At 66.4% G+C, this 20,129-nt stretch carries 27 protein-coding genes; 17 read left to right on the top strand and 10 right to left on the bottom strand.

Annotation, left to right across the window (positions count from 1 at the left end; translation table 11 throughout):
* Positions 1–4: 4 nt before the first annotated feature.
* On the bottom strand, positions 5–1,831 hold the full coding sequence (locus L0C59_RS00470; RefSeq protein WP_243089196.1) for an aldehyde ferredoxin oxidoreductase family protein: 1,827 nt from the start codon (positions 1,829–1,831) through the stop codon (positions 5–7).
* A 132-nt stretch (positions 1,832–1,963) separates the two neighbouring features.
* On the opposite strand from L0C59_RS00470, the gene L0C59_RS00465 reads away from it, so the two are divergent.
* A complete protein-coding gene (locus L0C59_RS00465; RefSeq protein ID WP_243089195.1) occupies positions 1,964–2,905 on the top strand; it encodes a carbohydrate kinase family protein in 942 nt (313 codons plus the stop codon).
* Here L0C59_RS00465 and L0C59_RS00460 read toward each other — a convergent pair.
* Complete coding sequence (locus tag L0C59_RS00460) at positions 2,861–3,820, bottom strand: quinone oxidoreductase family protein (protein ID WP_243089194.1); 960 nt, start codon at positions 3,818–3,820, stop codon at positions 2,861–2,863. The two genes, L0C59_RS00465 and L0C59_RS00460, sit on opposite strands and share 45 nt — an antisense overlap.
* Positions 3,821–3,849: 29 nt before the next feature.
* Here L0C59_RS00460 and L0C59_RS00455 point away from each other — a divergent pair, with 29 nt between their 5' ends.
* Positions 3,850–4,227, top strand: a complete 378-nt coding sequence (locus tag L0C59_RS00455; RefSeq protein WP_243089193.1) for a HEPN domain-containing protein — start codon at positions 3,850–3,852, stop codon at positions 4,225–4,227.
* A gap of 55 nt (positions 4,228–4,282) precedes the next feature.
* Here the strand turns inward: L0C59_RS00455 and L0C59_RS00450 are convergent, their stop codons facing one another.
* The gene (locus tag L0C59_RS00450; RefSeq protein ID WP_243089192.1) at positions 4,283–5,332 is read right to left on the bottom strand and encodes an NADH:flavin oxidoreductase/NADH oxidase; all 1,050 of its coding nucleotides are present in this window, start codon (positions 5,330–5,332) and stop codon (positions 4,283–4,285) included.
* A gap of 103 nt (positions 5,333–5,435) precedes the next feature.
* Here L0C59_RS00450 and L0C59_RS00445 point away from each other — a divergent pair, with 103 nt between their 5' ends.
* Complete coding sequence (locus L0C59_RS00445) at positions 5,436–6,122, top strand: hypothetical protein (RefSeq protein ID WP_243089191.1); 687 nt, start codon at positions 5,436–5,438, stop codon at positions 6,120–6,122.
* A 7-nt stretch (positions 6,123–6,129) separates the two neighbouring features.
* Here L0C59_RS00445 and L0C59_RS00440 read toward each other — a convergent pair whose 3' ends face one another.
* Positions 6,130–6,597, bottom strand: coding sequence for an NUDIX hydrolase (locus L0C59_RS00440; RefSeq protein WP_243089190.1), 468 nt, complete (start codon positions 6,595–6,597; stop codon positions 6,130–6,132).
* Positions 6,597–7,661 carry a peptide chain release factor 1 gene (gene prfA, locus L0C59_RS00435; protein ID WP_243089189.1) on the bottom strand — a complete coding sequence of 355 codons (1,065 nt, stop codon included), beginning with the start codon at positions 7,659–7,661 and terminating at the stop codon, positions 6,597–6,599. The genes L0C59_RS00440 and prfA overlap by 1 nt, the downstream gene beginning before the upstream one ends.
* Positions 7,662–7,726: 65 nt before the next feature.
* On the opposite strand from prfA, the gene L0C59_RS00430 reads away from it, so the two are divergent.
* Positions 7,727–8,524 carry a ZIP family metal transporter gene (locus tag L0C59_RS00430; RefSeq protein WP_279232391.1) on the top strand — a complete coding sequence of 266 codons (798 nt, stop codon included), beginning with the start codon at positions 7,727–7,729 and terminating at the stop codon, positions 8,522–8,524.
* 7 nt (positions 8,525–8,531) lie between these two features.
* Here L0C59_RS00430 and L0C59_RS00425 read toward each other — a convergent pair whose 3' ends face one another.
* From L0C59_RS00425 to L0C59_RS00415, 3 genes are read right to left on the bottom strand one after another with little or no spacing between them, the layout of a single operon-like run.
* Positions 8,532–8,870: a CREC-EF hand family protein gene (locus L0C59_RS00425; protein WP_243089187.1), complete on the bottom strand. Its 339-nt coding sequence runs from the start codon at positions 8,868–8,870 to the stop codon at positions 8,532–8,534.
* A gap of 9 nt (positions 8,871–8,879) precedes the next feature.
* Positions 8,880–9,470, bottom strand: coding sequence for an SCO family protein (locus tag L0C59_RS00420; protein ID WP_243089186.1), 591 nt, complete (start codon positions 9,468–9,470; stop codon positions 8,880–8,882).
* Positions 9,467–9,880, bottom strand: a complete 414-nt coding sequence (locus L0C59_RS00415; protein ID WP_243089185.1) for a copper chaperone PCu(A)C — start codon at positions 9,878–9,880, stop codon at positions 9,467–9,469. Before L0C59_RS00415 ends, L0C59_RS00420 begins: the two co-directional genes overlap by 4 nt.
* Positions 9,881–9,983: 103 nt before the next feature.
* Between L0C59_RS00415 and L0C59_RS00410 the strand changes: the two genes are divergently transcribed.
* The 10 genes from L0C59_RS00410 to L0C59_RS00365 all read left to right on the top strand — a co-directional run bounded on the left by L0C59_RS00410 (position 9,984) and on the right by L0C59_RS00365 (position 16,154).
* Positions 9,984–11,174: a NosD domain-containing protein gene (locus tag L0C59_RS00410; RefSeq protein ID WP_243089184.1), complete on the top strand. Its 1,191-nt coding sequence runs from the start codon at positions 9,984–9,986 to the stop codon at positions 11,172–11,174.
* The gene (locus L0C59_RS00405; protein WP_341474719.1) at positions 11,150–11,830 is read left to right on the top strand and encodes an ABC transporter ATP-binding protein; all 681 of its coding nucleotides are present in this window, start codon (positions 11,150–11,152) and stop codon (positions 11,828–11,830) included. The genes L0C59_RS00410 and L0C59_RS00405 overlap by 25 nt, the downstream gene beginning before the upstream one ends.
* Positions 11,814–12,500 carry a nitrous oxide reductase accessory protein NosL gene (locus L0C59_RS00400; protein ID WP_243089183.1) on the top strand — a complete coding sequence of 229 codons (687 nt, stop codon included), beginning with the start codon at positions 11,814–11,816 and terminating at the stop codon, positions 12,498–12,500. The genes L0C59_RS00405 and L0C59_RS00400 overlap by 17 nt, the downstream gene beginning before the upstream one ends.
* Before the next feature lie 63 nt (positions 12,501–12,563).
* Complete coding sequence (locus L0C59_RS00395) at positions 12,564–13,070, top strand: nitrous oxide reductase accessory protein NosL (RefSeq protein WP_243089182.1); 507 nt, start codon at positions 12,564–12,566, stop codon at positions 13,068–13,070.
* Positions 13,067–13,816, top strand: a complete 750-nt coding sequence (locus L0C59_RS11065) for a hypothetical protein (protein WP_279232390.1) — start codon at positions 13,067–13,069, stop codon at positions 13,814–13,816. Before L0C59_RS00395 ends, L0C59_RS11065 begins: the two co-directional genes overlap by 4 nt.
* 10 nt (positions 13,817–13,826) lie before the next feature.
* Positions 13,827–14,165, top strand: coding sequence for a YbjQ family protein (locus tag L0C59_RS00385; RefSeq protein ID WP_243089181.1), 339 nt, complete (start codon positions 13,827–13,829; stop codon positions 14,163–14,165).
* Between the two features lie 2 nt (positions 14,166–14,167).
* Positions 14,168–14,611 (top strand): hypothetical protein, encoded by a 444-nt coding sequence (locus L0C59_RS00380; protein ID WP_243089180.1) that lies wholly within the window; start codon positions 14,168–14,170, stop codon positions 14,609–14,611.
* On the top strand, positions 14,586–15,182 hold the full coding sequence (locus L0C59_RS00375) for a MazG family protein (RefSeq protein WP_243089179.1): 597 nt from the start codon (positions 14,586–14,588) through the stop codon (positions 15,180–15,182). Before L0C59_RS00380 ends, L0C59_RS00375 begins: the two co-directional genes overlap by 26 nt.
* 29 nt (positions 15,183–15,211) lie before the next feature.
* Positions 15,212–15,682, top strand: coding sequence for an NUDIX hydrolase (locus tag L0C59_RS00370; protein WP_243089178.1), 471 nt, complete (start codon positions 15,212–15,214; stop codon positions 15,680–15,682).
* A complete protein-coding gene (locus L0C59_RS00365; protein WP_243089177.1) occupies positions 15,645–16,154 on the top strand; it encodes a type 1 glutamine amidotransferase domain-containing protein in 510 nt (169 codons plus the stop codon). The genes L0C59_RS00370 and L0C59_RS00365 overlap by 38 nt, the downstream gene beginning before the upstream one ends.
* On the opposite strand, the gene argB is transcribed toward L0C59_RS00365, so the two are convergent.
* Both argB and L0C59_RS00355 read right to left on the bottom strand, forming a co-directional pair.
* On the bottom strand, positions 16,144–16,890 hold the full coding sequence (gene argB, locus L0C59_RS00360) for an acetylglutamate kinase (protein WP_243089176.1): 747 nt from the start codon (positions 16,888–16,890) through the stop codon (positions 16,144–16,146). The genes L0C59_RS00365 and argB overlap by 11 nt on opposite strands.
* A complete protein-coding gene (locus L0C59_RS00355; protein ID WP_243089175.1) occupies positions 16,883–17,374 on the bottom strand; it encodes a hypothetical protein in 492 nt (163 codons plus the stop codon). The genes argB and L0C59_RS00355 overlap by 8 nt, the downstream gene beginning before the upstream one ends.
* Before the next feature lie 17 nt (positions 17,375–17,391).
* Between L0C59_RS00355 and dnaX the strand changes: the two genes are divergently transcribed.
* The 3 genes from dnaX to L0C59_RS00340 are packed head-to-tail and all read left to right on the top strand — an operon-like array spanning position 17,392 to position 20,060.
* A complete protein-coding gene (dnaX, locus tag L0C59_RS00350; protein WP_243089174.1) occupies positions 17,392–19,260 on the top strand; it encodes a DNA polymerase III subunit gamma/tau in 1,869 nt (622 codons plus the stop codon).
* A gap of 7 nt (positions 19,261–19,267) precedes the next feature.
* On the top strand, positions 19,268–19,549 hold the full coding sequence (locus L0C59_RS00345) for a metal-sensitive transcriptional regulator (RefSeq protein WP_015716013.1): 282 nt from the start codon (positions 19,268–19,270) through the stop codon (positions 19,547–19,549).
* Between the two features lie 4 nt (positions 19,550–19,553).
* Complete coding sequence (locus L0C59_RS00340; RefSeq protein ID WP_243089173.1) at positions 19,554–20,060, top strand: phosphohydrolase; 507 nt, start codon at positions 19,554–19,556, stop codon at positions 20,058–20,060.
* The last annotated feature ends 69 nt before the right edge of the window (positions 20,061–20,129 follow it).

Raw genomic sequence — 20,129 nt, 5'->3', positions numbered from 1 at the left:
CTCCCTAGTCGTCCGCGGCGGCGGACAGGATGCCCAGGGCCTGGAGCTTGTTCGGGGGCACCACCCCGTTATCCCAACCCCGCTCCTGGTAGTATTCCTTAAGCATCAGGTCCAGCTCCGTGACCTGGCCCTTGGACCCCGCGCAGTCGGAGGGTTCCTTGAGGAAGCGCTCGGGCAGGTAGTCGGAGCCCTCCCCAAAGCCCACCAGGTTATTGTAGTAGCGTTCCAGGTTGTAGATGCGCTCCCCGATGAGGAGGATCTCCTCGGGGGTCACGGGCCGGCCCCAGTAGGCGGAAAGCTGCTTGGCGTACTCCTCGAGGCCCTCGGCGAACTGGCTGAACTTGCAAAGGTCCAAGGAGTCGGTGAAGGCGGACAGGTCCTGGAGGAGCTTGGTGAGCTTGCCCTTCCCCTCCCAGGCCAGGGGGTCGGTCTTGTAGGGCACGCCCAGGATCTCCGAGGCGGGGGTGTAGGCCCGAAGGTGGCAAGCCCCCCGGTTGGAGGTGGCGTAGGCGATGCCCATGCCCTTGAGGCCCCGGGGGTCATAGGCGGGGATGGACTGCCCCTTGACCTCGAGGGAAAGCTCGGGGTGGCCGATGGCCTTGGCAAAGCGGGCTGGCCCCTCCGCCAGGTCGTTCCCCACGCCCTGGCGGTAGGCGATGGCCTCAATGAGGCGAACCTCCCCCTCCTTGTCACCAAAGCGAAGGCCGTCAGGCCCCTGGTAGTAGCCCTTCTCCGTGGCCTCCATAAGGACGGCAATGGCGTTGCCCGTCTCGATGGTGTCCATGCCGTAGGCGTTGCAGAGGTAGATGGCGTACCCCGTCCAGTCGGTGTCGGTGTGGCCGGGGTGCGCCCCCAAGGCCCAGGCGGACTCGTACTCGTAGGATTCAAAGCGGATGGCCTTGCCGTCGATGTGGACCTCCACCATCTTCTTGCAGGCCACGGGGCAGGCGTGGCAGGTGTTGTCCTTGATGAGGCGGTGCTCGCGGATGTACTCCCCGGAGATGGTCTCCACCCCTTCAATGCAGGTGTGTAGACCATTGAAGGTGGGGAGGGCCCCCATCACGTTGGTGATGTTCATGAGCACGTTAGTGCCATAGAGGGAAAGCCCTCCCTTCTTGGGGGCGGTCACGTTCTTGGGATCGTTGATGGTGGCCGAGGCCTGCTGGTCCGCCTCCCGCCAGAGCTCGGGGTCCTTGGGCTGGGGCATCTTCTCCTGCTTGCCCACCACCACGATGGCCTTGAGCTTCTTGCTCCCCGCCACCGCCCCGGTGCCCCCCCGGCCCGCGGCCCGCTCGTCGTTGTTGATCCAGTTGGCGAAGCGCACCAGGTTCTCCCCGGCGGGGCCGATGGCCATCACGTCGGCATCCTCCCCGTGGCGCTCCTTCAGGATGCGGTGGGTCTCGTGGGTGGTCTTGCCCCAGAGGTCCGAGGCGTCGTGGATGGAGACCTCCCCGTCCTTCACCAACAGGTAAACGGGTTTCTCCGCGGCCCCCTTGATGAGGAGCCCGTCAAACCCCGCCCATTTCAGCTTAGCCGCGGTCCAGCCCCCCATGTGGCTGTCCGTGACCGTGCCCGTGAGGGGGCTTTTGGTGACCACCGCCAGGCGGCCCGACATCTTGGCCCGGGTGCCGGAAAGGGGGCCATTCATGATGCAAAGGAGGTTTTCGGGGCCCAGGGGGTCCACCTTGGGTCCATTTTCAAACACGTACTTGACCCCCAGGCCCCGGCCCCCCACGTACATCTCCAGGTCCTTGGGGTCGGGGGCGAAATACTCCACCTGGCCTGTTGAGAGGTTGATACGGGCGAGCCTATGGGCATATCCACCGAGCATCCTTCACCTCCTCTTGGGCCAAAGGGAGAGCGCCCATTGCCGGGAAGACCACAGACCGCTGCCCAGGTTCGGGGGGATTATACCACGCAAACCCTGGGGGAATGTAAAGGGGGTGACAGGCATAATGGGGCCATGCTGGCCCTTTTGGGAGAGGTCCTGGTGGACCTCATTGAGGAAAGCCCACACCCCTTGCGCCTCAGGGGGGTCCTGGGGGGCTCGGCCCTGAACACCGCCACCACCCTGGCCCGGCTGGGGTTTCCCGTGCGCTTCCTTTCCGAGGTGGGGGAGGACTGGGTTTCCGCCTGGAGCGAGGAGGAGATGAAGAGGCGGGGCCTCGAGCTCAGGCTGTCTCGCCATCCGGCCCCCATGCCCTTGGCCCTGGTGCGGCTGGATGCGGAGGGAAACGGGGAGTATAGCTTCCACCGCCCCTTCCACTGGCCCTACCGCCCAGGACCCGATAGCCTCCGGGGGGCTAAGGTGTTCCACTATGGCTCCCTCCTTGCCCTCGAGGATCGCGTGGAGGAAGGCTTAAACCTCCTTTTGCGGGAGGCGGAGGAGGAGGGGGCCTTGGTATCCTACGATCCCAACCTCCGGCAGGCTCCAAACCCGGAGGAGAGGCGGCGAATAGAGGCCTGGCTGGCCCGGGCAGACCTCCTAAAGCTTTCCCTGGAAGATGCCAAGCTTCTTTTCCCTGAGGACCCCGTGGGGGCGGTGAAGGCCCTGGAGGTGCCCCTAAAGGTCCTCACCCTGGGCCGGGAAGGGGCGGTGGCCTTCCTTGGGGAGGAGGCGGTGCGCCTCCCCGGGAAGGCGGTGAGGGTGAAGGACACCGTGGGGGCGGGGGATAGCTTCACCGCGGGGCTTCTTGCCCTGCTGCTCAAGGGGGGTTATGGGAAAGAAAACCTCTCCCGCCTATCCCGGGGGGACCTCGAGGCCCTCCTGGAAGGGGCCATTGCCCTTTCCGCCTTGGCCTGCACCGTGCGGGGAGCCTACCTTCCGGAAAGGGGGCTTAGGTCCTGGCAGGCCCGATACCTAGGGGATGAGGAGCACCTTGCCCGAGGTCTTCCGCCCCTCTAGGGCCTCATGGGCCTCCTTGGCCTTTTCCAAGGGGAACTCCGCCCCGATGCGCACCTTGAGCCACCCCTCGCGGACGGCCTCGAAGACCTCCCCCGCCCGAAGGAGGAGCTCTTTGCGGGTGGCGGTGTAATGGTGGAGGGTGGGGCGGGTGAGGAAGAGGCTTCCCTTCCGGTTCAGGACCTGGGGGTCAAAGGGGGGCACGGGCCCTGAGGACTGGCCGAAGAGGACCATGAAGCCCCGGGGCCTTAGGGCCTCGAGGCTCCCCTCAAAGGTGCTCTGCCCCACCCCGTCATAGACCACGTCCACCCCACCTCCCGAGAGGGCCTTCACCGCCTGGGCAAAGCCCTCGTAGGGCAGGGCGTAGTCCGCCCCGGCCTGAAGGCAAAGGGCCCGCTTCTCCTCGGTGCTGGCGGTGGCGTAAACCGTGGCCCCCAGCCGCTTGGCCCACTGGATGAGAAGGAGCCCCACCCCCCCGGCTCCCGCATGCACCAGCACCTGGTCCCCGGGGCGGACGGGGTAGGTGCTCTTCAGGAGGTAGTGGGCGGTCATGCCCTGGAGGAGGCTTGCCGCCGCCAGCTTGGGATCAAGCCCCTGGGGCACGGGTACGAGCCTCTCCGCGGGCACCGCCTGGTACTGGGCGTAGGCCCCCTGGACGTTGGCGAAGGCCACCCGGTCCCCAGGGCGCACCCCTACCACGCCTTCCCCCACCTTCTCCACCACCCCGGCTCCTTCCTCCCCTAAGGTAAAGGGAAGGGGCATGGGGTAAAGGCCCTTGCGCTTGTAGGTGTCGATGTAGTTGACCCCGATGGCCAAAAGCTTCACCAAAACCTCTCCCGGCCCCGGCTCGGGGGTGGGCAGGTCCTCGAGGGTCAAAACCTCTGGCCCGCCTGTCTGGTGTACCCGTACGGCCTTCATGGGGAAGAGTCTACCGGTAAACTGAAGGGGTGAACCGGGCCAAGGACGGGTTTTCCCAGGCGGAAAAGGACCTGGAGATGGCCTGGGTAGCCCGGAATGCTGGGCGGCACGAATGGGCTTGCCTCGCCGCACAACAGGCCGCACAGAAGGCGGTGAAAGCCCTTCACCTCCACTTGGGCCAGGAGGCGTGGGGGCACGTGGTGGCCCGGCTTCTCAAGGAGCTCCCTTTGGAGGTGCCCCAAGATCTGGTGGAAAAGGCCCGCTATCTGGATGGGCTCTATATTCCTACCCGCTATCCCGACGCCCTCCCTTGCAGGAGCTTCCTGTGCCCGCAGAGGCTTTGGTCTACACCCTGGCGGAGGGGCAGGCCCTACCCCAGCAGGGCCCCCGCTTGGCCGAGACCCTGAGGCGGGAGATGCGCTGGCTCTTTGCGCATCCCGCCCCTTCTCCCCTGGGCCTTTCCTAAAACCCCCTTTGGTACTGGGGCGGCACCTCCGGGGCCACCCCCAGGGCCTTGGCGGCCCTTAGGGGGAAGTAGGGGTCCCTGAGGAGGATCCGGCCCAAGAGCACCAGATCGGCGCTTCCCGCTTGCAGAAGGGTTTCCGCCTGCTCGGGGGTGGTGATGAGGCCCACAGCCCCCGTCCTCAGGCCCACCCCCTTGCGCACGGCGTCGGCGAAGGGAACCTGGAAGCCCGGGGCCAAGGGGATCCGTACCCTGGGTACCACCCCGCCCGAGGAGCAGTCCAGGAGGTCTATCCCTAGCTCCTTAAGCCCCCGGGCGAAGGCTAAGGTGTCCTCGAGGCCCCATCCTCCCTCCCCCCAGTCCGTGGCGGATACCCGCACGAAAAGGGGAAGTTCCCTTGGCACCACCTCCCGCACTGCTTGGGCCACCCTAAGGGGAAAGCGCATGCGGTTTTCCAGGGTACCTCCATAGGCGTCCGTGCGCTGGTTGGAAAGGGGGGAGAGGAAGGAGGAAAGGAGGTAGCCGTGGGCCATGTGGAGCTCGATCACCTGAAAGCCCGCCCGAAGGGCCCGCCTGGCTCCTTCCACGAAGGCCTGGAGGATGCGTTCCATTCCCGCCTCGTCCAGGGGTTCGGGTACTGGGTAGCCCTGGTCAAAAGGGATGGGGCTTGGCCCCACCACCCGCCAGCCCAGGGGCTTACCCCCTTCCCAGGGCCTGGCGGTCCCCGCCTTGCGCCCGGCGTGGGCCAGCTGGATCCCCGGCACCGCTCCCGCTTTCCGGATCCTCCGGGCCAGCTCCTTCAGGCCTGGAAGGTGGTCCTCCGACCAGATGCCGAGGTCATGGGGGCTGATGCGGCCCAAAGGCTCCACGGCGGTGGCCTCCACCAGGATGAGCCCCACGCCCCCAAGGGCTCTGGTGGGGTAGTGGAGGAGATGCCAGTCCGTCACGTGTCCTTCCTGGGTGGCGGAGTACTGGCACATGGGGGACATGGCCAGGCGGTTTTTCAGCCGGAGGCCGCCGAGTTCCAAGGGGGTGAAGAGCAAGGCCATGCCTCCATTATGAAGCGCCCTTGGCGGTGGCTCCTGGCAATGGGGGGGCCACCCCTGTGGCGGCCGGGTTTGCCCCTGCCCTCCTTTTGTATAAACTGGTCCTATGGACCCCGGCCTGGGTAAGGGGCAAGGCTCTGATCTGGAGGAAGCCTTCCGGTATGTGGAAGGCCTCCTCTTCGGGGATATGGAACGCCCCGGCCTCACCCTCTACGACCTGGAACGCCTGGTGGGATACCCCGCCAAGGGGGAGGGTCCCTTGGCCTACACCCTGCCTCGCAGCAAGAGCCTTTCCGGGGTGCAAGCGGTGCGCCTGTACTACTATCCCAAGGATCCCGTCCTTCAGCTCATCGTGGAGATTGAGGATCGGGAAGGGAGAAAGCACCTCCGCCACTTCCGCTGGAACGGGTTTACCTGGGAGACCCCCGAGGGGGGACAGGGGGAGCTGAAGCCCACCCGGGAGGATCCCGGCTCGGTTCAGGTGGGGGAGGATTTCTTCTTAGGCTTCCCCCGGGAGGAGGCCTTGGAGCTGGAAGAGGCGGTGCGCAAAGGGGAGGCCTCGGGGGTGAAGTACCTCTTATGCCCCCGGTGCCGCACCCGCATCTTCTACGCTCCCTCGGTCCGCCCCGCCGGCCTCGTTTGCCCCCGGTGCGGTAACCCCACCCTCCTCTTCAAGACCCTTTCCGCACAGGAGGCCAAGGACCCCCTCGAGGCCCTAGTGGAGGAGCAGCGGGCCCTGAGAAGGGCCATAGAGGAGCTCGCCGCCTACCTAAAGCGGAAACTGGGCCCTTGATCCTGGGTTATACCCGCGTTCCCGGCTGGCTCCAGCCGGTGTAGGCGTAAAACCGGCCCCGCTCCCCCCCAAGGTAGTCCAGCAGGGGTTCCAGAAGGGGGCGGTGGCCGGCAAGTTTGACCGCCACCTCCTCCGGGGCGAAGAAGCGGGCTTCCACGATGTGGCCGTCGGGATCCCTGGGGTTCAAAAGCCCCTCGTAGCTGGCTCGGAAGGCCATGGCCAGGGTGCGCTCGTTCTTGCGGCGGTCCTCCACCTGGATGGCGTAGGCCAGGTGTTCAATGGCCTTCACCTTTAGGCCGGTCTCCTCCCGCACCTCCCGCACCAGGGCTTCCAGGACGGTTTCCCCGGGTTCCACGGTGCCGCCGGGGAGGGTGTAGCGCACCTGGCCCCGCCTGCCCCAATCGTTCCCCACCAGAAGGACCCGGCCCTGGCGGTCCAACAGGATGGCCGCCACCACCAGGATCTCGCGGCGCATCACGCTTCCGTCAAGGCCTCCAGCTGCCGTTCCTGGTCGGCCCGTTTGAGGGCCTCCAGGAGGGGCTGGAGGTGCCCCGAGAGAACGCCCTCGAGGTCATGGGTGGTGAAGCCGATACGGTGGTCCGTGACCCGGGACTGGGGAAAGTTGTAGGTGCGGATCTTCTCCGAACGCTCCCCGGTGCCGATCTGGGCCAGGCGGGTCTTTCGGAGCCTCTCCGCCTCCTCGGCCCGCTTCATCTCCAGGAGGCGGCTTCGCAGGATCATGAGGGCCTTTTCCCGGTTCTTGATCTGGCTGCGGGAGTCCTGGCAGGTGACCATGATCCCCGTGGGCAGGTGGACCACCCGCACGGCGCTGTCCGTGGTGTTCACCCCCTGGCCCCCGGGCCCCGAGGCCCGCATCACGTCGATGCGGATCTCCTCCATGTTGAGCTGGAAATCGGACTCCTCCGCCTTGGGCAAGACGGCCACCGTGGCCGTGGAGGTGTGGATCCGCCCCTGGGTTTCCGTGGCCGGTACCCGCTGCACCCGGTGGACCCCGCTTTCGTACTTGAAGGTACCGTAGGCCCCGGGCCCCCGCACCTCGAAGACCACCTTGGAGAAGCCTCCCAGATCCGTGGGATGGGAGTCCAGGACCTCCGTTTCAAACCCCATCTCCTCGGCGAAGCGCAGGTACATCTGCAAAAGGTCCCGGGCAAAAAGGGCGGCCTCCTCGCCCCCGGTGCCGGCGCGGATCTCCACGATGGCGTCCCGCTCGTCCATGGGGTCTTTGGGCAAAAGGTGGCGCTCCAGCTCCCGTTCCAGTTCCGCCTTGCGGACGAGAAGGGCTTCCTTTTCCGCCTTGGCCTCCTCCTTTAGCTCGGGATCCTCGAGGAGGCCCTCCACCCCCTCCAGGTGCTCCAGCACCTTCTGGTACTCCCGGATGAGGGCGATCACCTCCCCCATCTCCGCATACCGCCGGGAGAGGGCCTGGTAGCGCTTCTGGTTCTTAAGGACCTCCGGGTCGGCAAGGAGCGCTTCCAGCTCCCGGTATTCCTCTTCTAGGCGCGCAAGCTTATCCAGCATACCTTACTTCAGGATACCCCAACCAAGGCTTGACCCGGGTTTTAGGTATACCTAAAATGCAGGTCATGGAAGCTCCGATTTACCTCTACGCCCTCTTGGGAGGGCTCTTCACCTGGGGGCTCACCGCGGTGGGGGCCGCCAGCGTGTTCCTGGCGCAGGAGCCCAGCCGCAAGCTTCTGGATGGGATGCTGGGCTTCGCCGCTGGGGTGATGCTGGCGGCCAGCGTCTTTTCCCTTCTCCTTCCAGGCATGGAGATGGCTGAGGCTCAGGGGATGGTTCCCTGGGTGCCTGCGGTGGTGGGCTTCCTTCTGGGTGGGGCTTTGTTGCGCCTCCTGGACCGCTTCCTTCCCCATGTGCACCTGGGGCCAGGGGCGCAGGAGGAGGGGATTCGCACCCTGTGGCGGCGCACCACCTTGCTGATCCTGGCCATCACCCTCCACAACTTTCCCGAGGGCCTAGCGGTGGGGGTGGCCTTTGGGGCCGCGGGGCTGGACCCCACGGGGGCGGCCACCCTGGGCGGGGCCATGGCCTTGGCGGTGGGCATCGGCCTGCAAAACCTACCCGAGGGCCTGGCGGTGGCCTGGCCCTTGAGGCGGGCGGGAATCGGGGCGGGAAAGGCCTGGTTTTACGGGCAGCTTTCCGCCATCGTGGAACCCGTTGGCGCCCTCTTGGGGGCGCTTTTGGTGGCCCACATGTTTGCCCTATTGCCCTACCTCATGGCCCTGGCGGCGGGGGCCATGGTTTTCGTGATCGTGGAGGAGGTTATCCCGGAAAGCCAGGCGGAGGGCCACGGGGATATCTCCACCTTCGGGGTGATGACGGGCTTTGCCCTCATGATGGCCCTGGACGTGGCCCTGGGTTGATCCCTTTCTAGGCTTGGGAATCCCCCTTGCCCAGGCGTTCCTTAAGGAGCCGGGCGGCTTCCTCCGCCTTGGCCTTGGCGGTTTCGGCGGCCTGGGCGGCTTTTTCGGCAAGCCCTTTCAGCTTGTCGGGAATCCCGTCCCCATCCTGGTCCAGTTCTGCCAGGCGGGCCTTGGCCTCCTCGAGGGCCTCCCTAGCCTCCTGAAAGGCCTTTTCCACCAGGTCAGGCGTGCCGTCCCCGTCCTGGTCCAACCTCTCCTTTATTTCCTGCAAACGCTTCTCCACCTCGCTGGTGGCCAAACGGGCCTTCTCGGAAATCCTTTGAAGCAAATCCCTGAGGAATTCCATAGAGGTAGTTTACAACAAGGCTTTGAGGTCTGCCACCACCCTCTCCGTTTCCTCCACCTTGTCCGGGCTGAAGAGAAGGACCAGGTTGCCCTCCTTCACCACGAAGGTGGTGGCGGTGTGGTCCACCAGGTACTCCCCGGGGTCCCGGTATTGGGTCTTCTGGTAGTAGACCCCGAAGGTCCGGGCCACCTCCTGGATGGTCTGAGGGCTACCCGTGAGGCCCAGGAAGCTGGGGTGGAAACTCTTGGCGTACTGGTCGGAGACCTGTGGGGTATCCCGCTCGGGGTCCACGCTGATGAAGATCACCTGCACCCCCTCCTGCTCCCTGGGGGAGAGCCTCTCGTAGGCCCGCTTCAGGGCCAGCATGGTGGTGGGGCAGACGTCGGGGCAGTGGACGTAGCCGAAGAAGATGAGGACCAGCTTGTCCCGGAACTGGGAGAGCCGCACCGAGCCCTGGGGCCCCTCGAGGGCAAAGTCCACGGGCTTGGGATTCAGAAGCCGGGTGCCGTAGAAGCTGTGGGAGCCCTTGGGCAGGAGGAGGTACGCCACCCCCACCAGGCCGAGGACCAGGAGGACGGGCAAGAGGAGTTTTCCTTTCATCGCATCTCCACCGGCAGGATTACCTTGAGCCTACCACCGTCTTGGAACTTAAGCACCAGGGTCACCTTCTCCCCCGCCTTTAGGGGGCGTTTGAGCCCTTCCAGCATGAGGTGGTACTTGCCGGGGCGAAACTCCACCCGGCCTCCCGGGGGGATGTCCAGGTAGGCCAGGGGGCGCATGCCCAGGACCACCTGGCCTCCCCGGGTTTCCCGGTAGTCCACGTGGATGGAAACCCGCTCGGCCACCTCCGTTTCCCCCCCCACCAGGCGCAAGGGGGTCTTCCCCCGGTTTTCCAGGGTCAGGTAGGCGGCGGTGTCCTTCACCACCGGGGGCACCAGGCGGACCCAGCCGGGTGTGGCCACCGCCTGGGCCAGGGCCAGGCCTCCCAGGAGGATCACAAGCCACCTCACGGGTTCACCTTACCAACCGGGAAGAGGACAAATGTACTCCGTGATTTAGGGCACATTTCACGGGAGTACGAATGTCCCACCCCCCAGGCCTACCCTTAGGGTGATGCGCCCTTTGGGGTGGTGGCCCCTTTTCCTGGGCGTGGCCCTCGCCGCGCCGGTCCTCCAGCTAAGGGGGGAGGTGAGGGGGCCCTTGGTCCTGGCTACCCCCGGCCTTTTGGTGGAGGGGGAGGGAGCGGTCCTGCGGGGGGACAGGGGGCACACCCTAAGCCTCCTGGCCCCGGGCATACGGGTGAGGGGCCTCACGGTGGTGGGGGCGGGGCCGGAGGACGACTTCTTTGAGCCGGATGCGGCCATCTACCTTGGGGGTTGCCGGGGGTGTCTCCTCGAGGGGATACGGGTGGAGGGTGCTCCCACCGCGGTGCGGATGGAGGACTCCCCCATGGCCGCCGTGCGGGGGCTTAAGGCCCAGGGCCTAGGGGCTTCCCCGGGGGTCTTGGTCTACTCCAGCCCCAACGCCCGGGTGGAGGGAAGCCACCTTCGGGGGTTTATGGAAGGGATTTACGTGGAATACAGCCCCGGGATGCGGATACGGGACAACCTCTTGGAGGGAAATGGGCGTTATGGCTTTCACGTGATGTTTTCCTGGGAGGTGGACATAGAAGGGAACGTGTCCATAAAAAACGGCATCGGCAATGCGGTGATGCACGGGGCGCAAAACCGGATCCGGATTAACCGCCTGGAGGGCCACAAAAGCCCCGTAGCCTACGGCCTTCTCCTGCAAGACGAAAGGGGTACGGTGGCCGAGGGCAACCTTTTCCTGGAAAACACCCTGGGGTTGGTCCTGATGGACGCCGCGGAGGCCCGGGTGCAGGGTAACCGCTTCCAGGAAAACGGCACCGCCTTGCGCATCACCCGCGAACGGGGTGGGAACTCCGCCCAGGTGAAGGGGAACCGCTTCCTCGGCAACCTCTATGACCTCCTGGTGGACGATCCCGAGGCCAGGGTCCAGGTGGTGGCGAACGGGTACGACCGGGCCTCGGGCCTTCCGGTACCCCACCTCCCCACCAGCAGTTTTGCCCTCCTTCTCGCCCGGCAACCGGAGCTTTCCCTTTTTGCCCTTTCCCCGGGGATTGTCCTCTGGGAGGCGGCGGAGGCCCAGGTGCCCGGGCTGAGGCTCGTGGCCTTGGCCGATGCCCAAGCGGCTCCCTTGCCCAAGGCCGTGGCCTTTCAGGGGCCCTGGATCTTCCTGGGGGTTTTTGGAGGTGTTTTGTGGTGGTGGCGGCGGAGAACTTGAGCAAGAGGGGAAGGCTTCAGGGGGTCACCCTGCAGGTGGCCGGGGGGGTGGTGGGGCTCCTGGGCCCCAACGGGGCGGGGAAGAGCACCCTTTTGGCCCTATTGGCAGGGCGGCTCAAGCCGGATGGGGGTATGGCGGCCCTTCTCTCCCACGCCCCCCGGGACCCCCGGGTCCTTCCCCTAAGGGCCTACCTTCCCCAGGCCCCCAGGCTCTTTCCCCACCTGCGGGCCTGGGAGGTCCTCGAGGGCGCCCGCAAGGTCAAGGGTTTGGATAAGGGGGCCTTGGAGGAGGCCTTGGAACGCATGGGGTTGGAAAGGCTTCTAAGGAGGCGGGTAGGGGAGCTTTCCGGGGGCCAGCGCCAACGCCTAGCCCTGGCGGCAGGCCTCATGGGCGACCCTCCCATCTGGCTTTTGGACGAGCCCACCGCCGCCTTGGACCCCCAGGGCCGGGAGCGGTTCTGGGCTTGGGTGGGGGCTAAGGGACGGGGTGCGGTTCTCGTGGCCCTCCACCACGTGGAGGAGGCCCAGCGGGCAGACCGGTTGGTGCTCTTGAAAGGGGGGAGGGTCCTGGAGGAGGGCTCCCCGGCGGAAGTCTTGGGCCTAAGGGGGGAACGCCTCCCTTGGTTAATGGAGGTGCTCTATGAGGAACCGGCGTGAGGTACTTAGGGTTTTGGGTGGTTTGCTGGTGGCGGGGCCGGCCTTGGCCCAGCACATGGGGCATGGGACGGAAAGCCCCGCTCCCGTGGGTGGGATGCGGGTTGCCCCTAAGCCCATCCCCTGGGAGGAGGGCACGTGCGCCTTTTGCGAGATGCCCATCAAGACCCCAGAGGGCGCTTGGCGGGGCCGCACCTTCCCCAAGGGGTTTTTTGAGCAGACCTATAGCCAGATCGCCTTTGAGAGGCCAAGGCCTGCCCCCCACGATCCCAAGCAGGTGGTGGAGGCGTTGCACTTTGAAAGCATCGCCTGCATGGTGAACTACGCCTGGGTACACGGGCTTAAGGACGGGGAGGGGGCCACCTTCTACGTAACCGACCGGGGGGCTTACGACCCCAACCGGCCCCAGGAGTCGGTGCGCCTCATCCCCGCCCGCCAGGCCACCTACTACTGGGGGGAAAAGATGATGGTGGTGATGAACGCCAAGCTTTTGGCCTTCGCCAGCGCCAAGGCGGCCCAGGAGTTCGCCGAGAGGAACAAGGCCCAGCATGGTCGCCAGCGCTTCTACAGCTTCCAGACCCTTCTCGACCTGGCCCCCCTGCCGGAGATGAACCTGGTGGCCCTTTTGGCCCGGCATGCCGGGCTTTTGGGGGAGAAGGGGGCAGGCCACTAGTCCTTGGGCCCCAGGGAAACCTGGGGCCCTGGCCTAGACTGGGGTTAGGAGGTCATCAAGGCCGTGAACCGACGCGTTTTTCTCTACACCCTTCCCTTTTTCCTGAAGGCCCTGGCTGAGCCCCGGTCCTTGCGGGTAGGGGTGGAGGCCTGCCCTTACTGCTTCATGACCATCCTGGATGCCCGGTATGCGGCCCAGGCGGTAAACCCCCAGGGCAAGGCCTTCTTCTACGACGACCCCGCCTGCCTTCTGGACCAGTTGAACGGCTGGGGTGGGCCTAGCCTTACCCCTAAGGAGGTGTACCTGGCGGACTTTGCCGAAAGCACCCGAACTGCCCCCAGGTGGCTGGCGGCGGAAAAGGCTGTGCTCTACCACAACCCCAGGATCCGCACCCCCATGGGTTCGGGGCTTTTGGTCTTCGGTAGCCGGGAGGCCCTCGAGAAGCACCTTAAGGAGCGGCCCGAGCGGGCGGGGGGGCGGGTGCTCACCTGGTCCCAGGCCCTTAAGGAAGGGGAGAAGCGCACCTGGGTGCCCGCTGACCTCTTTCCTCCCCCTCCCAAGGCCCCATGAGCCCTCTCTTTTTCAAGGAGGTTACCCGAAACCCCTGGACCTTCGGCCTCTTCCTTCTCCCTTCCCTGCTGTCCTTGGGCTTCCTGGGCCGGGGGGAGGGGGTGGGGCTGGTGGGGCTTTACTCGGGGCTTCTCCTCCTCCTACCCCCCTTGGTGGTGGCCTTGGCGGTGCCCCTTATGGCCTCGAGGGAGGAGTGGGCCTTCCTCCTGGGCCTGCCCCAAGAGGCCTTTCGCGGCTTCGTGGCAGGGGTCGCGGGCATCTTCCTGGCCCTCCTATTCCCCCTTCTTCCGGGTCTTTTCCTGGGGGCAGGGCTTTTGGGGCTCTCCCTGGAGGCCGCCTTTTGGCTTTGGCTTTCCGGTGTGGGCCTTTTGGCTTTCTGGATGGGGGTTTCCGCCCTGCTCGCCGCCTTGACCCTGGAGGAAAAACGGGCCTTGGGCCTAAGCCTCGGCCTATATGGGCTTCTAAATGTCCTCTATGGGCCCCTGGTGGTGGCCTTGGCGGTGCGCCTTAGGGAGTATCCCCTAGAGGGCTTCCTGGCCCTGGCCCTCCTCCTGAACCCCCAGGAGATCCACCGGGTGGGGCTTCTTTCCGGCCTGAAGGCTCCGGTGCTCACCGGCCCCATAGGCTACCTGGTGGCGGAGCGGCTTGGAGAGGTGGGGCCTTGGCTGGGGTTTGGCTACCTGGCCCTCTCCGGGCTTCTTCTAACCCTCCTGGGGGCCCTGGTCTTCGCCCGGCGGGACCGGTAGGATGGGGGGCATGGAGATTTTGCTCGCCACCCTGGACGAGGTGCCCGGCCACCGGGTCGTTCAGGTGCTGGGGGTGGTCAAGGGAAGCGCGGTGCGGGCCAAGCACCTGGGCAAGGATCTCTTGGCGGGTTTGCGTAGCCTTTTGGGTGGGGAGATCCTCGAGTACACGGAGATGCTGAAGGAGGCCCGCCAGGAGGCGGAACGCAGGATGCTGGAAGAGGCTAAACGCTTAGGGGCCCATGCCGTCTTGGGGGTGCGGTACGCCACGGTCAGCGTGTTCCAAGGGGCGGCGGAGATTCTGGCCTATGGCACGGTGGTGCGGTTGGAGCCCTTGAGGGAGCGCCCTTAGCCATGCGCCTGGCTGGGGTCCTTTTCATCCTCCCCTTCTTCCTACAGCTTTTGGGCTTCGGAAGGACTCCCTTGGGCGGGGGGCTTTGTGGGGAGCTTTTCCTGGCGCAAAACCCCAGCCTAGCCTTCCAGACCCCGGGGTTCTGGTACGCCCTGCTCTTCATGGGCCTATTGGCCCTCCAGCTGGGCTACGGCCTCTCCTTGCTCCTCCTGCCCCTTTTGGAGGTGCCCATAGGCCCCGCCTGGCGGCGCCTGGGGCGGTACCTGGTGGGGGTGATGGTGGGGCTTTTCCTCCTCACCCGCACCACGGGCCTGCCCGCCCCAGGGCCTGGGGGGTGGGTGCTGGAGCGGGCCCCGGTGGACCCCCTATCCCTGCTCTTGGTGGGTCTTTCCCTGGCAGGGAGCCTCCTCCTGAGGGAGAATGGGGGGCATGGAGCGGCTTCTTGAGGTGATGCGCCGCCTTAGGGGACCTGGGGGTTGCCCCTGGGACCGGGCCCAGACCCATGAGAGCCTCATCCCCTACCTTTTGGAGGAGGCCAGCGAGGCGGCGGATGCCCTTTTGGGTGGGGATTCCAAGGAGATGGCGGAAGAGCTTGGGGATGTGCTTTTGCAGGTGGCCTTTCACAGCATCATCGCCGAAGAGGAGGGGCGGTTTTCCTATGAGGATGTGGAAAGAAGCATTGTGGAAAAGCTCATCCGCCGCCACCCCCATGTGTTCGGGGAGGGCGTGGCCCAAACCCCGGAGGAGGTGAAGGCCCGGTGGGAGGAGCTGAAGGCGGAGGAGGGGAAGGGGGAGGAGCCCTGCCAACTTCCCAAGCACCTTCCCACCCTGCTTCGGGCCTATGAGCTCCAACGGAAGGGGATGGAGCCGGGTAGCGAGGAGGGCCTGAGGGCAGCCCTGGAGAAGGGGGACCTCGAGGAGGCGCTTTGGAACCTGGTGGGGCTTTTCGCCAAAAGGGGCCTGGACCCCGAGACCGCCTTAAGAAGGCGCTCCCAGAGAGCCTGCCGGGAGGGCTAACCCTTCCCGAGGGCTTCCGCCTGGCGGCGGTGGCCGTGCCCCTTCTTGGGGAAAGCCTCCTTTTCACCCTAAGAAGCCCCCACCTTCCCACCCATGCCGGGCAGGTCAGCTTTCCGGGAGGGGTGGTGGAACCGGGGGAAACCCCCTTGGAGGCCGCCCTGCGGGAGGCCGCGGAGGAGGTGGGCCTTTTGGGGGTGGAGCCCCTGGGGTACCTTGCCCCGGCGCTTTCCCCCCAGGGTTTCCTGGTGCAGCCGGTGGTGGTCTTCCGGGAGGACCTTCCCCCTTTAAACCCCAATCCCCTCGAGGTGGCCGAGGTCTTCGTGGTCCCCTTAAAGGAGCTTCTCCAGGTGACCCCCTGGAGCGAGCTGCGCCATGGCCGCACTGTCTGGCACTTCCCTTGGCGGGGGGTGGACATCTGGGGGGTGACGGGGAATATCCTTAAGGAGTTCCTGGAGGTGTGGCGTGAGGCCAGTGGGGATTCTCCTTTCGGACCTCTTTGATGAGCGGGAGTTCCTCTACCCGTACTACCGGGTGCAGGAGGCAGGGTATACCCCTATTGTCATCGGTCCTGAGGCCCGGGAATACAAGGCCAAATCCGGCTTTTCCTGGAAGGCGGAGATGGGGGCCAAGGAGGCCATGGGGATGGAGGTGGCGGGCCTCCTCATCCCCGGGGGCTTTGCCCCCGATTACCTGAGAAGGAGCCCGGAGGTGCTGGCCCTGGTGCGGCGGGTGGGGGAAGAGGGAAAGCCCATCGGGGCCATCTGCCACGCGGGCTGGGTTCTCATCAGCGCTGGGCTGGTGCGGGGCAGGCGGGTCACGGGGTTTTCCTCCATCCGGGACGACCTGGAAAACGCCGGGGGGCTTTACCAGGAGTCAGGGGTGGTGGTGGACGGCAACCTGGTGACCGCCCAGGGCCCCAGGGACCTGCCCGGCTTCCTCCTGGCCTTTTTGGAGCTTCTGGCTAAAGGGTAAACCGGGTTCCCCTTTCCCCCTGCAAGACCCCGGCCACCACCCCCCTTTCCCCTTGGGCGATGGCGGCCCAGGGGGCGCCCGCCCTCAGGGCGCCCAAGGCCGCCTCCACCTTGGGGATCATGCCCCCTTGGAGGATCCCTTGGGCCTTCAGGTCTTCCACCTCCTCGGCCGTGAGGTGGGGGAAGCGGGTGGTGGGATCCTTGGGGTCCCTTAGGACCCCAGGCACATCCGTGAGGAAAAGGGCGGGCCATCCCAAGGCCCCGGCCACCGCCCCGGCGGCGGTGTCGGCGTTCACGTTCAAGGGGCCTTCCTCGTCCAGGGCGATGGGGGCGAGGAGGGGCGTGTAGCCCTTTTCCAGGAGGTCCAGGAGGAGGCCCACTTCCACCCCCACCACCTCCCCCACCCGGCCCAGGTGGGGGAGGACCCTCCCCCTTAGGCAAAGGGCGTCCCGCCCGGAAAGGGAAAGGGCCCTTCTTCCCCTTTGGGAAAGCCCCTCTGCCAGTCGCTTGCCCGTGAGGCACAGGCTCATCTCCACCACCTCCATGTGCTCGGGAGGCGTCACCCGCAGGCCCCCCTCAAACCGGCTTTCCCAACCCAGGCGGGCGAGCCAGGCCCCGATCTCCGGCCCACCCCCGTGCACCAGGACCAGGGGGCCCGGGTAGCCGCTGAGCTCCTCCAGCAGGGCTTCGGCACCCCTTAGGCTTCCCCCCACCTTCACCAGCAAGGGTTCACTCAAGGTAGATCACCTCCTCGGGCAGGTCTCCTTCCTCCTCGGCCTCCAGGAGGTCCAAAAAGCCCAAGGCGGCGTGGTCGGGGTGTAGGCCGAAGTGGGCCGCCAGGGCCTGGACCGCGCTTACGGGGGGCATGCGGCTGGCCTTCTCCAGCAGGGGTTTGGGCTCCGAAGGGGCCATAAGCCTTTCCCCTAGCTCCGTTCCCTGGGCCAGCTCCGCCAGGACCTTTCCCCCTTCCGCCAGGAGGAAGAGAAGCTCCTCCTCCGCCAGGACCAGGAAGGCCAGGGCCCTTCCCAGTTGGGAAAGCTCCTCCAGAAAGGCCCGGATGGCCTGAGGGTCCTCCTGGGCCTCGAGGGCCTCGGGGTACAGGCTCACCCAGGGGGGGTCCGGGACCAGGTAGACCCCGGCCCCCAGGGTCCTTTCCCGGGCCCAGGCCCGTACCCTTTCCAGGGGGGCCTCCACGTGGAGGGAGAGAAAACTCCGCACCAAGCCCTATACTAGCCCTTGTGAGCGCCCTTTACCGCCGGGTCCGCCCCCTTACCTTTGAGGAGCTGGTGGGCCAGGAGCACGTGAAGGAGCCCCTCGTGCGGGCCATCCGGGACGGGCGCCTGGCCCAGGCTTACCTCTTTTCCGGCCCCCGGGGGGTGGGGAAGACCACCACCGCCCGGCTTCTGGCCATGGCCGTGGGGTGCCAGGGGGCGGAGCGCCCTTGCGGGGTATGCGCCCACTGCCAGGCGGTGCAAAAGGGAGCCCACCCCGATGTGGTGGAGATCGACGCCGCCAGCAACAACTCGGTGGAGGACGTGCGGGAGCTTCGGGAAAGGATCCTCCTCGCCCCCCTTTCCGCCCCCAGGAAGGTCTTCATCCTGGACGAGGCCCACATGCTCTCCAAAAGCGCCTTTAACGCCCTCCTCAAGACCCTGGAGGAGCCCCCGCCCCACGTGCTTTTCATCTTCGCCACCACCGAGCCCGAGAGGATGCCCCCCACCATCCTTTCCCGCACCCAGCACTACCGCTTCCGCCGCCTTACCGAGGAGGAGATCGCCCTTAAGCTCGGGCGCATCCTCAAGGGGATGGGGAGGGAGGCGGAGGAGGATGCCCTCCTCCTGGTGGCAAGGCTTTCGGACGGGGCGCTTAGGGACGCGGAAAGCCTCCTGGACCGCCTCCTCCTCCTGGAGGGCCCCCTGACCCGGAAGCGGGTGGAGGAGGCCCTGGGCCTTCCGCCAAGGGAAGCCCTTGCCCGCCTGGCCCGGGGCCTGGCCCGGGGGGAGCTCAAGGAGGTGCTCACGGAGGCCAGGGGGCTTTACGCCCAGGGCTTCGCCCCAAGGAGCCTGGTGGGGGGGCTCATGGAGGTGCTCCGGGAGGCCCTGTACGCCGCCTATGGCCTGCCGGGGGCGGGGATGGAGGCCCCCCCCGAGGCCCTGCTGGGGGCCTTAACCGCCTTGGACGAGGCCATGGAGCGCCTTGCCAAGCGCTCGGACCCCCTGGCCCTCGAGGCGGCCCTATTGCAGGCGGCAAGGGTTTTCCCGGCGGCCTCCTCCCTCCAGGCGGGCAAGGGGGAGGCTCAGCCCACGGCCACCCCTCCCCCCGGGGAAAGGGCGCGGGCCGAGAAGGCTTTGCCTGAAGAGCCCACCCCTTGGCGTGGGCAAGGGGCTTCCCGGGAAGACCTGCCCGACTTCCACCCCACCAAGCCCCTGGCGCCGCCAGACGCCAGGGAAGCAGGCCTTTCCGGGGAGATGCCGGGGGACCTGGCCGGGAGGTGGCGGGCCTTCCTCGAGGCCCTGAAGCCCACCCTGAGGGCCTTCCTCAGGGAGGCCCGCCCCTTCCTGGAGGAGGGGCGTCTCGTGCTTCGCTTCCCCGAGAGCAAGGCCTTCCACCACAAGCGGGCCGAGGAGCAAAGGGCCACCCTGCTTCCCCTGGTGCGGGCCCACTTCGGGGTGGAGGAGGTGGCCCTTCTCCTGGAAAAAAAAAGCCTAGGCCCTAGGCCCAGTTTCCCCAGGGAAGAACGCGGGCGTCTGGAGCCCAAGGCCTCCGAGCCCCCTTCCCCCGCCCCATCCGAAGGGGAGGTCCAGGGAGGCGCGGGTTTGCCTGAAGGGGTGGAGGAGCCGTGGGAGGCCTTGCCCGGGCGGGCCGAAGGGCCGCCTGCCGCAGGGGCCTTCTTAGGGGGGGCGGAGGCTTTGGGCCAGGAGGCCCCGGCGGAGGAGGCCCTTGGTCACGGGCGAAGCCCGTATCTTGAGCCTCCTGAGGATCCCAACCGGCGCCTGGCGGAGATCACCCGGCTCCTGGGGGCGCGGCTCCTATGGGTGCGCAGGCCCAGGCTTCCTGAGGCCGAGGAACCGGTGAGCGAAGACGACATAGGGGGTACTGGTATATAATGCCCCCATGACCAAGACCACCGAGCTGGGGCAAGAGACCGTGGAGAACATCCTTAAGCGGCTACGGCGTATAGAAGGCCAAGTGAGGGGTTTGCAGAAGATGGTGGCGGAGGGGCGCCCCTGCGACGAGGTGCTCACCCAGATGACCGCCACCAAAAAGGCCATGGAGGCGGCGGCCACCTTGATCCTGGAGGAGTTCCTCAACATCTGCGCCGCCGAGGTTTCCGAGGGCAAGGTGGACCCCAAGAAGCCTGAGGAGATCGCCACCATGCTGAAGAAGTTCATCTAGCCCCTTGCCGGGTCACAGGAGCCAGGGCTTAGGACAGGGGTTCGGGAGGTTCTCAAAGAGGCTTAGGCGCCTCTTTAGGGCCTTTTTCCCTGGAGGGGAGGAGCCGGACGATGCCTTTGCCTTGGCCTTTTTGCAGGGGGAGGAACGCGCCCTTTACCTGTCCATGGACCCCAGGGACCGAGCCCATGGGGTGCGGGTGGCCCGAAGGCTCCTGAAAAGCTACCCGGAGGCCCCTGCCTTCGCCATCCGGGCTGCCCTTCTTCACGATGCGGGCAAGGCCTTAAGGCCCTACCGCCCCTTGGAGCGCATCCTCACCGGGCTTTACGCCCTTCCCGTGCCCCCTTATCCCTTGCGAAAGGGCTTCTTTGGGGCCTTCCAGGTGCGCCGCCACCATCCCCTGTATGCCGCGGAGCGGATCCAGGACCCCCAGGTGCGGGCTTTGGTCCTGGAGCACCACCGCCCTCAAAGCCTCTGGGGGAAAAGGCTTCACCAGGCGGACCAGGAGGAGTGAGCCCCCTTTTGGGCAAATGCCCCTAGCCAACCCGGACCCTTAAGGAGTAGGGTATCAAGGAGCGAGGGA

The sequence above is a fragment of the Thermus neutrinimicus genome, from assembly GCF_022760955.1.
In the GTDB taxonomy this organism is placed as follows: domain Bacteria; phylum Deinococcota; class Deinococci; order Deinococcales; family Thermaceae; genus Thermus; species Thermus neutrinimicus.
The sequence above is the reverse complement of the archived record's forward strand: the minus strand, read 5'-3'. Positions and strand labels throughout refer to the sequence as shown.

Bases quoted from the DNA above. Each gene is read 5' to 3' on its own strand.
- L0C59_RS00450 (WP_243089192.1), bottom strand. From the start codon at position 5,332: ATGGCCTTGCTCTTCACCCCCTTGGAACTCGGCGGCCTCCGGCTGAAA.
- L0C59_RS00375 (WP_243089179.1), top strand. From the start codon at position 14,586: ATGGGGGGCATGGAGCGGCTTCTTGAGGTGATGCGCCGCCTTAGGGGA.
- L0C59_RS00430 (WP_279232391.1), top strand. From the start codon at position 7,727: ATGGAAGCTCCGATTTACCTCTACGCCCTCTTGGGAGGGCTCTTCACC.
- L0C59_RS00425 (WP_243089187.1), bottom strand. From the start codon at position 8,870: ATGGAATTCCTCAGGGATTTGCTTCAAAGGATTTCCGAGAAGGCCCGT.
- L0C59_RS11065 (WP_279232390.1), top strand. From the start codon at position 13,067: ATGAGCCCTCTCTTTTTCAAGGAGGTTACCCGAAACCCCTGGACCTTC.
- L0C59_RS00380 (WP_243089180.1), top strand. From the start codon at position 14,168: ATGCGCCTGGCTGGGGTCCTTTTCATCCTCCCCTTCTTCCTACAGCTT.
- prfA (WP_243089189.1), bottom strand. From the start codon at position 7,661: ATGCTGGATAAGCTTGCGCGCCTAGAAGAGGAATACCGGGAGCTGGAA.
- L0C59_RS00420 (WP_243089186.1), bottom strand. From the start codon at position 9,470: ATGAAAGGAAAACTCCTCTTGCCCGTCCTCCTGGTCCTCGGCCTGGTG.
- L0C59_RS00465 (WP_243089195.1), top strand. From the start codon at position 1,964: ATGCTGGCCCTTTTGGGAGAGGTCCTGGTGGACCTCATTGAGGAAAGC.
- L0C59_RS00345 (WP_015716013.1), top strand. From the start codon at position 19,268: ATGACCAAGACCACCGAGCTGGGGCAAGAGACCGTGGAGAACATCCTT.
- L0C59_RS00400 (WP_243089183.1), top strand. From the start codon at position 11,814: ATGAGGAACCGGCGTGAGGTACTTAGGGTTTTGGGTGGTTTGCTGGTG.
- L0C59_RS00410 (WP_243089184.1), top strand. From the start codon at position 9,984: ATGCGCCCTTTGGGGTGGTGGCCCCTTTTCCTGGGCGTGGCCCTCGCC.
- L0C59_RS00460 (WP_243089194.1), bottom strand. From the start codon at position 3,820: ATGAAGGCCGTACGGGTACACCAGACAGGCGGGCCAGAGGTTTTGACC.
- L0C59_RS00470 (WP_243089196.1), bottom strand. From the start codon at position 1,831: ATGCTCGGTGGATATGCCCATAGGCTCGCCCGTATCAACCTCTCAACA.
- L0C59_RS00445 (WP_243089191.1), top strand. From the start codon at position 5,436: ATGGACCCCGGCCTGGGTAAGGGGCAAGGCTCTGATCTGGAGGAAGCC.
- L0C59_RS00440 (WP_243089190.1), bottom strand. From the start codon at position 6,597: ATGCGCCGCGAGATCCTGGTGGTGGCGGCCATCCTGTTGGACCGCCAG.
- L0C59_RS00385 (WP_243089181.1), top strand. From the start codon at position 13,827: ATGGAGATTTTGCTCGCCACCCTGGACGAGGTGCCCGGCCACCGGGTC.